The organism is Streptomyces sp. NPDC019890, assembly GCF_044903445.1.
GTDB lineage: Bacteria > Actinomycetota > Actinomycetes > Streptomycetales > Streptomycetaceae > Streptomyces.
The window spans coordinates 435096-446486 of sequence record NZ_JBJDQK010000003.1; the positions used below are offsets into that span (position 1 = coordinate 435096).

Here is an 11391-nt window from a genome sequence, read left to right on the forward strand (position 1 = left end):
GGTCTCGGGTCCGTTCATGAGTGAAGCGAAGGGCGGGCGCAGCGCCCAACTGAAGCACACCGGGCTGCGGCACGGCTGGACGACCGGGGCCTGTGCGACCGCCGCGACGACCGCGGCGTACACCGCGCTGCTGACCGGCGAGTTTCCCGACCCGGTGACGATCACGCTGCCGAAGGGCCAGACGCCGTCGTTCGCGCTGGCCGCGGAGGAACTGGCGGACGGCCGGGCGATGGCGGGCGTGGTCAAGGACGCGGGCGACGACCCGGACGTCACGCACGGCGCGCTGATCCGCGCGACGGTGCGGGCAGCGCCGCGCGGGGCCGGGGTGGTGTTCGCGGCGGGGCCGGGTGTGGGGACGATCACGCGGCCCGGGCTGCCGCTCGATGTCGGCGAGCCCGCGATCAATCCTGTGCCACGGCAGATGATGCGCGAGCATGTCGCGCTGGTCGCCGAGCGGTACGGCGGGACGGGCGACGTCGAGATCACGGTCTCCGTCGACCACGGCGAGGAGATCGCCCGCTCGACCTGGAATCCGCGCCTGGGGATCGTGGGCGGTCTGTCCATCCTGGGGACGACCGGGATCGTCGTCCCGTACTCCTGCTCGGCCTGGATCGACTCGATCCGGCGCGGGGTGGATGTGGCGCGGGCGGCGGGACGCACCCATGTGGCGGGCTGTACCGGGTCGACGTCCGAGAAGACGGTCACGGCCCTGTACGACCTCCCGGAGGACGCGCTGCTGGACATGGGGGACTTCGCGGGCGCGGTGCTGAAGTACGTACGCAGGCATCCGGTGGACCGGCTCACCCTCTGCGGGGGCTTCGCCAAGCTGTCCAAACTGGCGGCGGGCCACTTGGACCTGCACTCGGCCCGCTCCCAGGTCGACAAGGGCTTCCTGGCGGAACTGGCTCGTGCGGGCGGCGCGTCCGATTCCCTGGCGGCCGAGGTGGCCACCGCGAACACGGGTCTGGCCGCACTCCAGCTGTGCGTGGCGCACGGCGTCCCTCTGGGGGACCTGGTGGCGGTGGCGGCGCGGGACCAGGCGCTGGGGGTGCTGCGGGGAGCGCCGGTGGAGGTGGACGTGGTGTGCATCGACCGCGGGGGCGACGTCGTGGGCCGCTGCGCTGCGCGGGGGCCGGACGGGGTGGGGGGTTCGTCCTCAATCGCCGGACGGGCGTGAAATTGCGCCCCGCTCAGGCGACCGGCGCGCCCGGGACCGGCGCGCAGAACCCCCGCCTCTCCCGTTCCGCCGAGTACAAGTGGCTGTCCCCGAACTGCGACGCCCCCAGCGTCCGCCCCACCATGATCACCGCCGTGCGCAGCACACCCGCCGCCTTCACCTGGTCCGCGATGTCCGCCAGCGTGCCGCGCAGGATCAGTTCGTCCGGGCGGCTCGCCATCGCCACCACCGCCGCCGGGCAGTCGGACCCGTAGTACGGCTCCAGTTCCTCGACCACCCGGTCCACGTACCGCGTGGCCAGATGCAGCACGATCAGCGCCCCGCTGCGGCCCAGCGTCGCCAGGTCCTCGCCCTCCGGCATGGCCGTGGCGCGGTTGGCGATCCGGGTGAGGATGACCGTCTGGCCGACCGTCGGCACGGTCAGTTCCCGCTTCAGCGCGGCGGCCGCGGCCGCGAACGCAGGCACCCCCGGCACGATCTCGTAGGGCACACCGGCCGCGTCGAGGCGGCGCATCTGCTCGGCGACCGCGCTGAAGACGGACGGGTCGCCGGAGTGCAGCCGCGCCACGTCGTCGCCCGCTTCGTGCGCGCGGATCAGCTCGGCCGTGATCTCGTCCAGGTTGAGCTGCGCGGTGTCCACCAGACGGGCGTCCGGCGGGCACTCGGCGAGCAGTTCGCGCGGCACCAGGCTGCCTGCGTACAGACAGACCCGGCATGCCGCCAGCGTCCTGGCGCCGCGCACCGTGATCAGGTCGGCGGCGCCGGGGCCCGCGCCGATGAAGTACACGGTCATCGTTCTTCTCCAGATCCAGACTTGGTTGCGGCCCACTGGGTGACGGGCATGGCCTGTCGCCAGCCGGTGAAGCCGCCGACGGGGACGGCGTGCGCGACCGCGAGGCGTACCAGCTCGCCGCCGTGCCGCCGGTACCAGTCGGCGAGCAGCGCCTCGGACTCCAGGGTCACGGTGTTGGCCACGAGACGCCCGCCGGCGGGCAGCGCCGCCCAGCACGCTTCGACGAGGCCGGGCACGGTCAGGCCGCCGCCGATGAACACGGCGTCCGGCGTGGGGAGTTGGGCAAGGGCAGCGGGTGCGGCTCCGGTGACCACCCGCAGTGCGGGGACACCGAGCTTCTCGGCGTTGTGGGCGATCCGGTCGGCCCGCACCGGGTCGCGTTCGACACTCACGGCCCGGCAGGACCGGTGCGTACGCATCCACTCGACGGCGATGGAGCCGGAGCCGCCGCCGATGTCCCAGAGAGTTTCGCCGGGCGCGGGCGCGAGCGCGCCGAGCGTGGCGGCCCGCACATGGCGCTTGGTGAGCTGCCCGTCGTGTTCGTACGCGGCGTCCGGCAGTCCCGGCACGGCGCCGAGCCGCAGAGCGCGGGGCGCGCGGCGGCAGTCGAGGGCGATGACGTTCAGCGGGTCGCCGGCCGGCCGCTCCCACCCCTCGGCGGTCCCGTCCGCCTGCGCCTCCCGCTCGCCGCCGAGCTGTTCAAGGACGCGCATCCGGCTGGGGCCGAATCCCTGCTCGCGCAGGAAGTCGGCGACCTCGGCGGGCGTCGCGGCCCCGGCGCTGAGCACGAGCAGCCGTCGCCCGTCGTGCAGGGCCGCGCCGAGCTGTGCGAGGGGCCTGCCCACGAGTGTCACGACCTCGGTGTCCTCCAGCGGCCAGCCCAGGCGGGCGCAGGCGTACGACACGGAGGACGGATGCGGCAGTACGTGCAGCGCGTCGGCGCCGAGCACTTCGGTGAGCGCCCGCCCGATCCCGTAGAACACGGGGTCACCGCTGGCCAGCACGGCGATGCGCCGCCCGGCATGCGCGGCGAGCAGCCCGGGCACGGCGGGCCGCAGCGGCGACGGCCAGCCGACCCGCTCCCCCGCGCACACGTCGGGCAGCAATTCCAGCTGACGCGGCCCGCCGACGACGACCTCGGCGTCGATGAGGGCGTTCTGCGAGACGGCGGGAAGTCCTTCCCACCCGTCGGCACCGATCCCGACGACGGTCACGGCCGGTGTGGCGGGGGAAGCGGGACTCACGGACGTACACCTCGGGGACGGAGAGAGAACGAAGGCGCACTCTACTGGGCGGTCGGGAGTCCTGTAGCCCGTGCCCTGCCTTCAGCCGTCCGTCCGTACGGACGTTGTCCGGTCGGGGGCCGGTGGGGCCGCGAAGGCCAGCCGGCGGTGAGCGCGGCGCAGCATCATGCGGGCCATCAGGGGATGGAAGCGGCGTACGACGGCGAAGTAGAGCCTGCCGCGCCAGTTGTGGAACGTCACCACCGTGGTGAGTGTGACGTCCTCGTCGGCGATCAGGACCGAGGCGCGGAAATCCAGATGACCGGCGTCCTCACCGAGCAGGAGCTCGTTCGGGGCGGTCGCCTTGATCTCGAAAGGGAGGACACCGTGCCAGGCCACGGGGTCGAGGGGCATCCCCGGGGCCAGCGGGATGCGGCAGGCGTCCGCGAAGTCCGGACGGTCGAAGGCCTGGTGGGCCAGCGTGGCCGCGGCGGGGACTGCCGTGGCCACCGGCCTGACCCAGATCAGCCGGCGCAGCAGGCGCGCGCGGCGGGTCCATCGGTAGGGCCGGGCCGGGGCGCCGGGGGTCGCAGCGCGTTCGACGTTGTCGAAGAGCTCTTCGATCATCGTGTCGTGCAGCGGGCGGATCACCAGCGTCCAGAGCAGCGATGACTTCAGGCCCTGCTTCTGTTCGAGGACATGGCGGACCCGGCAGCCGCCTCCGTCCAGTGGCTCCAGCTCAAGGGCGTGGAAGCCGTTGGACGGCGGGGCGAAGTCGAAGCGGATACGGCGCCCGGGTTCGTACGCACCCACCGAGTAACGGATGAAGCCGTGGCCGCCGTCCGCCCCGACGGCGAGGGGGCCGTCGAAGCGTATCGGGGGCCAGACAGGGGTCGGGCTGAGCGGGTCGTCGGGGGACGAGACGCGGTCGAGCAGGGCGCCGACCACCTCGACCGGGGCGTCGACGTTGCGTTCGTGGACGTTCCGTACCGTGCGCATGACGCACCTCCATACGGTGGCGTATGTTTCACCGTACGGTAGCGTATGGACATGAGGGAAGAGCGGGCGGGGCAGTCCCGCAAGAGGCTCACGGCACGTGACTGGGCCGATGCGGCGCTCGCCGCAATCGGGGAGCGCGGTCTGGCCGGGGTCGCCGTGGAGCCGCTGGCCGCCCGTCTCGGCACCACCAAGGGCAGCTTCTACTGGCACTTCGCCAACCGGGACGCGCTGATCGAGGCGGCGTTGGCCCGCTGGGAGGAGATCGACACCGAGGAGATCATCACCGCGCTGGAGGCCGAGCCGGACCCGGAGCGGCGGCTGCGCACCCTCTTCGCGCAGGCGACGGCGTTGGCCGCGGAGGATCCGCTCGAGGTCTTGCTGCTCGCCACCGCCGACGACCCCCACGTCGCACCCGTACTTCAGCGGGTGACGGAGCGTCGGATCGGGTACGTCGCACATCTCTTCGAGGAGCTGGGCCTTCCACCGGAAGAGGCGCGCAGGCGGGGGCTGCTGGCGTACACGAGCTATCTGGGACACGCGCAGCTGAGCCATGCGGTGCCGGAGTCGCTACCGGTGGGGGCGGAGCGGCGCGGGTACCTGGATTCGGTGATGGACAACCTGCTGCGGCGAGGGTAGGCGGCTCGGACGGATCTGCGCCGGCTTCGCGGCGCAGACCTGCAGGCAGGTCCCGCACCCGGACCTGGGGACACCCCAGACCCCGCCAGCGAACGGATGGAGCCCTCCGGCGATTGAGCCGGGGCCCGGGGCAGAGGCCCGGTGGTCAGGCCGAGGCGCGCTTCTTCGGGGTCGCCTTCTTGGCTGTCGACTTCGCCGCCGTCTTCTTCGCCGCGGTCTTCTTCGCGGCCGCCTTCTTCGCCCCCGCCGCCGTGGACTTGCTCGCTGTCGACTTGGTCGCCGCCGTCTTCTTCGCAGCCCCCGTCGTCGACTTCTTCCCGCCCGACGCCTTCGGCGCACTCGACGCCCGCTTGCGCCCCTTGATCGACGTGACCTCGGCGACCTCCGCGCCCTCCTCCCCCCGTGCCTCCTTCGCCGCCCGCACACTGCTCTCCAGCGCCGCCATCAGATCGATGACCTGCCCACCGCGCTCCGCCGGTTCGACCTCCGGCAGTACGCCGCCCTCCACCTTGGCCGTGATCATCGCCTCCACCGCCGTCCGGTAGTCGTCGTGCAGCGAGTCCAGGTCGACCTCACCCAGCGTGTCCATCAGGGCGTCGGCCAGGTCGAGTTCGGCCTCCCGCACCGTCACCTCGGTGTCCGGGGCCACGGTCTGGGGGGAACGGATCTCGTCCGGCCACAGCAGCCCGTGCATGGCGATCACGTCGTCGACGACCCGCAGCATGCCAAGCCGCTCCCGGCCGCGCAGGGCGAACTTGGAGATGGCGACCTTCTGGCTGCGCTTGAGCGCCTCACGCAGCAGCGTGTACGGCTTGGCGGCCGGGACGCCGTTCGCGGCGAGGTAGTACGCCGCGTCCATCTGGAGCGGGTCGATCCGCGTCGCGGGGACGAACGCCACGATCTCGATCGTCTTCGCGGTCGGGAGGGGCAGCGCCGCCAGGTCCTCGTCCGAGATCGTGATGATCGACCCGTCCGCGGCCTCGTACCCCTTGCCGATCTCCTCGGTCGGCACTTCCTTCTCCTCCAGCTCGCAGACCTTGCGGTAGCGGATCCGGCCGCCGTCGGCGGTGTGGATCTGGCGGAAGGAGATGGAGTGGTTCTCGGTGGCGTTCACCAGCTTGATCGGGATGCTGACCAGGCCGAAGGAGATCGCGCCGTTCCATATGGATCGCACGTTTGATCCCTTTCATCCGATTCATCCGAAATTTTGGGATTCGTGGGATTCTCATCGTATGACGCCGATCACCGACGTGGAGGGGCGGCGGCTGGCGCTCAGCAACCTGGAGAAGGTCATCCACCCCGCCACCGGGACCACCAAGGGCGAGATCCTGCACTACTGCGCCACCACGGCCGAGGCGATCCTGCCCCATCTGCGCAACCGGCCGCTCTCCTTCCTCAGATATCCGGACGGGCCGGACGGCGAGGTGTTCTTCACCAAGAATCCGCCGCCCGGTACGCCGTCCTGGGTAAGGACCGTCGAAGTGCCGCGTTCGGAGGACAAGCAAGCGCGCCAGGTCGTCGTGGAGAACCTGGCCTCGCTGATGTGGGCGGCGAATCTGGTGGTGGAGTTCCATACGCCCCAGTGGCAGGCGGACGAGCCGGGCATGGCCGATCGCATGGTCTTCGACCTCGACCCGGGCGCCCCGGCGACCGTCGTGGAGTGCTGCGCCGTCGCGCTGTGGCTGCGCGAGCGGCTGGCGGCCGACGGGCTGCACGCGTACGCCAAGACCTCCGGCTCCAAGGGGCTGCACATCCTCGTGCCGCTGGAGCGCACCCCTTCCGAGCAGGTGTCGGCGTACGCGAAGAGCCTGGCCGTGGAGGGCGAGGCCGCGGAGCCGGGGCTGATCCTGCACCGGATGAAACGCTCCCTGAGGCCCGGCAAGGTGTTCGTCGACCACAGCCAGAACTCCTCCAAGAAGACGACCGCGACCCCCTACACGCTGCGCGCCCGTACCGAGCCCACCGTCTCGGCGCCCGTCTCCTGGGAGGAGGTCGAGGATGCCGGGTCGCCGGCGGACCTCGTCTTCCGGATCGACGACATCGCGCCACGGCTCGAGCAGTACGGGGATCTGCTCTGCCCGCTCTTCGATCCCGGCCGGGCCGGGCCGCTGCCATGAGCACCCGGCCGCTGCCGTGAGCGCGCCCCGGCCGCCCCTGAAGGTGGCGCTCGCCGAGTCGGTGAACGTGCTGCCGCGCGGGCGCGGTCTGGCGTACGAGCCGAAGTTCGACGGCCACCGGATGGTGGTCTTCCGGCTCGGCGGCAAGGTGCTGCTGCAGGCCCGCTCGGGACGGATCATCACGGACGCGTTCCCCGATCTCGCCGAGGCGGCAGAGCAGTTGCCGGACGGCACGGTGCTCGACGGCGAGGTCGTGGTCTGGCGGGAGGGCCGCATCGACTTCGCCGCCGTACAAAGGCGCGCGGCCGCCACGCCGGGGCGCGCCCCCGCCCTCGCGCGCCGGCTGCCCGCCTCGTACGCCGCCTTCGATGTGCTCGCCGAGGGCGGCGAGGACCTGCGCCGGCTGGCGTACGAGAAACGGCGCGGACGGCTGGTCGCGCTGCTCGGCCCGCTGGGGCCGCCGCTGCAGCCCGTGCCGATGACGCTGGACCCGGACGAGGCGGCCACCTGGTTCGAGACCCTGCCCGCCATCGGTGTCGAGGGGCTGGTGGTCAAACGGCTGGACCAGACGTACCGGAGCGGCACGCGCGCGTGGCTGAAGCTTCGGCACACCTCCGCGCGCGACGCGGCGGTGGTCGGCTTCACCGGGCCGCGGGTGCGGCCGTCCGCGCTGGTGCTGGTACTGCCGGACGACGACACCCCGCTGGTCTCCAGCCCGCTGGCGCCTGCGCTGCGGGCACAGGCGACGGCCGCGCTCGCGGGCCTGGAGAGCACCGGGACCGGGACGGCGATCGCCGTGGGCGTGGGCGAGGTCGGGTACCAGGCCGTGGCGGCGGGGCTGACGGCCGAGGTGGAGCAGGGCACGACACGGCACACCGTCACCACGGTGCTCCGGCTGCGCCTCCCCGAGGATCACGATGAGGGCGTGTTGTAGAAGTAGCGCCGTCCGCCCGCAGGGCGGGCCCCGCGGCGTCTGGTGCGTGCAATCGCAAGGCGGTGGGGGCACCCCCGGACGAGGTCTGGGGAAGATCGCCCTCGAGACAGGCCCTTACACGCGCCGCCAGGTCCGGCGGTCCCGGGCCGTCGCGTACAGCGCCTCGATGTCCGCGGGCTTCAGCACGCCGCCGAGCCTGGCCAGCGCGGGAACCTCGTCGTCCGTAAGGATCCGTATGTCCGGCGGCGCGGGCAGCAGATCCAGCCGCGTCGCCCCGACCACCGCGAGCACCGGGCGCACCGCCGTCGCCAGCGCGAGCGTTGCGCGCTCGGCCCGGCGGCGGGTCAGCCGCAGCAGCGGACTCGGCGCGCCGCGGCCGACCCGCACCATCGGGTCGGCGATCCGCACCCGCAGCCGGCGGGCCGCGAGGGTGTGCACGGCGAGCACCCCGGCCGGTCCGACGGCCAGATGGTCGATGTGGTCGGCGCCGGGCAGCGGCACCGAGTGCAGGATCCGCCAGCCCGCGCCCTCCAGCCGGTCGAGCGCGTCGCCGAGCAGCTGCTGGGCGGCGAGTTCGCCGCGGCGCGGGTCCTGCCGCAGGCGCCGGGGGCTCACGGGGAGGGAACGGGGACTCACCGAGAGGGAGTCGAGCGCGGCGTGCAGCGCCTCGCCGGGACGGTTGGGAGCCAGGTCGTCGTCCGGGTGCAGGGACAGCCTGGCGAGGTCGGCGGAGGTGGGCACGGGCGGCCGGCCGACGCTGACATCGCCCGTCAGATACGGCGCGAGCGCCGCCAGCACCTCGGCCCGGTGGGACTCGAGGACCAGGCTCACCCGGCCGCTGTCCTGGTCGTACCAGGCGACATGACGGCCGTCCGGAAGGCTGACGTACAGCCTCTGCCGGCCCTGTTCCCGTGCGGGTGTCACGCGCAGTTCCGTCATGCCACCACCCCCCGACCATGGGAACAGCCCGGGGGCCTTCGGGGCAATATCCACGCGATGTCTCAGCCGTGGTGCACACTCTCCCCAAGCGCAAGTTCTTGGGAGGGGGCAAGCGTGTTCGGGGGGATCGACGAGGTCGACTGGGCATCACTGGGGCACGCCTACGGGGCGGCCGACGATGTGCCGGGCCTGTTGTACGGACTGGCGTCCGCGGACCCCGCCGAGCGTGAGACGGCGCTCGACGGGATGTACGGCGCGGTGCACCACCAGGGCGATGTGTACGACTCGACGCTCGCCTGCATTCCCTTCCTGCTGGAGCTGGTGGCCGATCCGGCGGTCCAGGACCGGGGCGGCATCGTCGAGTTGCTCACCAGCATCGGCGGCATCGATCTGGACGGGGACGACGAACTGGACCCGGACGACGAGGAGTTCGAGTACGCCGCGAACTATGCGATGGCCGCGTCGGCCGTGACCGCGGGCGCGGACGTCTTCCTCGCGCTGGTCGACGACGCGGACCGAGGGGTGCGGCTCGCCGCGCCGCTCGCGCTCGCCACGCTGCACGACGACCCCGAGCTGGTGCTCGTTCTGCTGCGGGAGCGGCTCGGCGCGGAGCCGGACGCCGAGGTGCGGTTCGCCTGCGTCGAGGCCGCCGGCCGGATAGCCCTGCGGCACCGGCAGCTCGCGCCCGAGGTGGTGGGGTGGCTGGCCGGGCTGACCCGGGTGCCGTACGGAGCGGGGCTCCGGCTGGCCGCGCTCGCCCAGCTCGCCCGCTGCGCGCCGGGGGCGCTGCCCGCCGATGTGGTGCCGGGGGTGACGGGCCTGCTGCGCGAGCTGCGCGCCGAGCCGGTGGCCGCCCCGGTCGTGGAGCCCGTGCCCGAACGACCGTCGACACCCACACTGCTCGGTCGGCTGCGCGAGGCGCACGAGGAGGACACCGTGGGCCGCGGTGCGCCCTGGACGGCGGATCTGCTGCGCACGCTGCACTCCGGTCTCGGCGATCGCGTGGACGACCGGATAGCGCTCCTCGCCGACCAGTTGTGCAGCCCCGACTGGGGGCAGCGGATCGATGCCGTACGGATGAGCAGCGGGCTGCTGCGGACCTGGCGCGGTGCGTACGAGGAACTGGTCGGCCTGGTCGGGGAGCAGTTGGCCGACCCGGAGAAACGGTTGGGCGACGCGGCCGCCGACGCGCTGGCGGAGCTGTTCGGCCTGGCCGCACCCGCCGCGGACGCGCTAGCCGACCGGGTGGCCGCGCAGCCCGGGGCCTGGGTGCGTCAGTGGAACGACGGGCCGCCCTCGCTCGGCAGCCCGGTCCTGGCACTGGCCCGGACGGGCGACCGGCGGGCCGTGCCGGTGCTCGCGCGGACGCTGGAACTGCCCGAGGCGCCGCGCGACCTGGGGTACGCGCTCGGCCATCTCGGCCCGGCCGCGGCGCCGCTCGCGCCCGCCCTGCGACGCCGGCTCGGCGAGCTGGATCTTGACGAGCGGCTGTACGACCTGGCCGGGCCGCTGCTGTACGGACTTGCGGAGCTGCGGGCCGCCGATGCCGTGCCGGAGGTGCTGCGGGTACTGCGGGGCGCGCCCGAGTACCGCAAGGAGTGGGTGGCCGAGTCGGCGCTGCGGGCGCTCACCGCCTTCGGCCCCGCGGCGCACGAGGCTGTGCCGGATCTACGCGCGCTGATGCGCCGCATCGGCGTCGGCTCCGGCCTGTCGGCGTCCCTCGCGGCGCGCACGGCGGGGGCGCTGTGGGCCATAGAGGGCGACGCCGAGGCCGTACTGCCGGTGCTGTGCGCGGCGTTGTCGGGGGCGGACATCGGCGGCCGTCGCTCGGCGGCAACGGCACTGGGCGCGCTGGGACGAGCGGGCGAGGAGGCCGCTCCGGCACTGGGTGAGTTGCTGGGGGTGGCCGAGCCATGGACCCGGGTGGACGCGGCGATCGCGCTGTGGCGGGTGACGGGCGACGCGGGCAGGGCGTGGCCGGTGCTGCTGTCGGCCTGGGAACGGCTGCCGTACACGCGCGTTCCGATCGCCCAGTGCCTGGTCGAGCTGACGGCCGAGGGAGCGGAACCGGTTCTGCGCGCGGAGCTCGGATCCGTACGACGTCATAACGCGATCGACGGCGGCTACGGGAGCCATGACATCTTTACGGACGAGAAGTTGCTGGCTCTGTGCCGGCGAGCACTGACGAGGGAGAGACCACCAGCATGATCATCTTTGGCACCAGGGGCTATCTCTACCAGCTGGCGATACTGACGCTGGTGTGCGGGCACTGCGGCAATCCTTCCGCACACACGCTCAGGAAGCGCGTGACCAAGTTCACGCTGTTCTTTGTGCCGCTGTTCCCGTTCTCGACGAAGTACGCCACGCAGTGCACGTTCTGCGGCATGGAGCAGCAGATCAGCAAGGAGCAGGGGGAGCAGCTGCAGATGCAGGCCGCGGGCGGGCCCGGCGGTCAGCCGTACGGGCAGCCGCAGCAGCAGCCCGGCGGACAGCCGTACCAGCACTGACGGACACGGGCCGGGGGCCGCGGCCGGGCACCCGGCGCCATCGCGAACGTGCAGGTCGATGACACA

Annotated in this window: 11 protein-coding genes; 6 read left to right on the forward strand and 5 right to left on the reverse strand. The window is 72.8% G+C overall.

Annotation, left to right across the window (positions count from 1 at the left end; translation table 11 throughout):
• The first annotated feature begins 16 nt into the window (after positions 1–16).
• Entirely contained in the window at positions 17–1177 is a 1161-nt protein-coding gene (locus ACI2LP_RS10355) for a cobalt-precorrin-5B (C(1))-methyltransferase (protein WP_404724085.1), read from the forward strand.
• 13 nt (positions 1178–1190) lie between these two features.
• Here the strand turns inward: ACI2LP_RS10355 and cobM are convergent, their stop codons facing one another.
• The 3 genes from cobM to ACI2LP_RS10370 form a co-directional block, all read right to left on the reverse strand.
• On the reverse strand, positions 1191–1970 hold the full coding sequence (gene cobM / locus ACI2LP_RS10360; RefSeq protein ID WP_404724086.1) for a precorrin-4 C(11)-methyltransferase: 780 nt from the start codon (positions 1968–1970) through the stop codon (positions 1191–1193).
• Positions 1967–3214, reverse strand: a complete 1248-nt coding sequence (gene cbiE, locus ACI2LP_RS10365) for a precorrin-6y C5,15-methyltransferase (decarboxylating) subunit CbiE (RefSeq protein ID WP_404724087.1) — start codon at positions 3212–3214, stop codon at positions 1967–1969. The genes cobM and cbiE overlap by 4 nt, the downstream gene beginning before the upstream one ends.
• 81 nt (positions 3215–3295) lie before the next feature.
• On the reverse strand, positions 3296–4192 hold the full coding sequence (locus tag ACI2LP_RS10370; protein ID WP_404724088.1) for a DUF2867 domain-containing protein: 897 nt from the start codon (positions 4190–4192) through the stop codon (positions 3296–3298).
• Between the two features lie 45 nt (positions 4193–4237).
• On the opposite strand from ACI2LP_RS10370, the gene ACI2LP_RS10375 reads away from it, so the two are divergent.
• Complete coding sequence (locus ACI2LP_RS10375) at positions 4238–4828, forward strand: TetR/AcrR family transcriptional regulator (protein ID WP_404724089.1); 591 nt, start codon at positions 4238–4240, stop codon at positions 4826–4828.
• A 145-nt stretch (positions 4829–4973) separates the two neighbouring features.
• Here the strand turns inward: ACI2LP_RS10375 and ACI2LP_RS10380 are convergent, their stop codons facing one another.
• A complete protein-coding gene (locus tag ACI2LP_RS10380; RefSeq protein WP_404724090.1) occupies positions 4974–6002 on the reverse strand; it encodes a Ku protein in 1029 nt (342 codons plus the stop codon).
• Positions 6003–6060: 58 nt separating this feature from the next.
• On the opposite strand from ACI2LP_RS10380, the gene ligD reads away from it, so the two are divergent.
• Positions 6061–6945 carry a non-homologous end-joining DNA ligase gene (ligD, locus tag ACI2LP_RS10385; protein WP_404724091.1) on the forward strand — a complete coding sequence of 295 codons (885 nt, stop codon included), beginning with the start codon at positions 6061–6063 and terminating at the stop codon, positions 6943–6945.
• A 16-nt stretch (positions 6946–6961) separates the two neighbouring features.
• Entirely contained in the window at positions 6962–7879 is a 918-nt protein-coding gene (locus ACI2LP_RS10390) for an RNA ligase family protein (RefSeq protein ID WP_404724092.1), read from the forward strand.
• Positions 7880–7993: 114 nt separating this feature from the next.
• Here ACI2LP_RS10390 and ACI2LP_RS10395 read toward each other — a convergent pair whose 3' ends face one another.
• Positions 7994–8818: a nuclease-related domain-containing protein gene (locus tag ACI2LP_RS10395; RefSeq protein WP_404724093.1), complete on the reverse strand. Its 825-nt coding sequence runs from the start codon at positions 8816–8818 to the stop codon at positions 7994–7996.
• A gap of 114 nt (positions 8819–8932) precedes the next feature.
• Between ACI2LP_RS10395 and ACI2LP_RS10400 the strand changes: the two genes are divergently transcribed.
• The gene (locus ACI2LP_RS10400; protein ID WP_404724094.1) at positions 8933–11026 is read left to right on the forward strand and encodes a PBS lyase; all 2094 of its coding nucleotides are present in this window, start codon (positions 8933–8935) and stop codon (positions 11024–11026) included.
• Complete coding sequence (locus ACI2LP_RS10405; RefSeq protein WP_404724095.1) at positions 11023–11325, forward strand: zinc-ribbon domain-containing protein; 303 nt, start codon at positions 11023–11025, stop codon at positions 11323–11325. Before ACI2LP_RS10400 ends, ACI2LP_RS10405 begins: the two co-directional genes overlap by 4 nt.
• The last annotated feature ends 66 nt before the right edge of the window (positions 11326–11391 follow it).

What these genes read in the sequence shown, in the direction of transcription:
- cobM (WP_404724086.1), bottom strand. Translation starts at nt 1,970, where the DNA reads ATGACCGTGTACTTCATCGGCGCGGGCCCCGGCGCCGCCGACCTGATC.
- ACI2LP_RS10370 (WP_404724088.1), bottom strand. Translation starts at nt 4,192, where the DNA reads ATGCGCACGGTACGGAACGTCCACGAACGCAACGTCGACGCCCCGGTC.
- ACI2LP_RS10395 (WP_404724093.1), bottom strand. Translation starts at nt 8,818, where the DNA reads ATGACGGAACTGCGCGTGACACCCGCACGGGAACAGGGCCGGCAGAGG.
- ligD (WP_404724091.1), top strand. Translation starts at nt 6,061, where the DNA reads ATGACGCCGATCACCGACGTGGAGGGGCGGCGGCTGGCGCTCAGCAAC.
- ACI2LP_RS10405 (WP_404724095.1), top strand. Translation starts at nt 11,023, where the DNA reads ATGATCATCTTTGGCACCAGGGGCTATCTCTACCAGCTGGCGATACTG.
- ACI2LP_RS10375 (WP_404724089.1), top strand. Translation starts at nt 4,238, where the DNA reads ATGGACATGAGGGAAGAGCGGGCGGGGCAGTCCCGCAAGAGGCTCACG.
- ACI2LP_RS10355 (WP_404724085.1), top strand. Translation starts at nt 17, where the DNA reads ATGAGTGAAGCGAAGGGCGGGCGCAGCGCCCAACTGAAGCACACCGGG.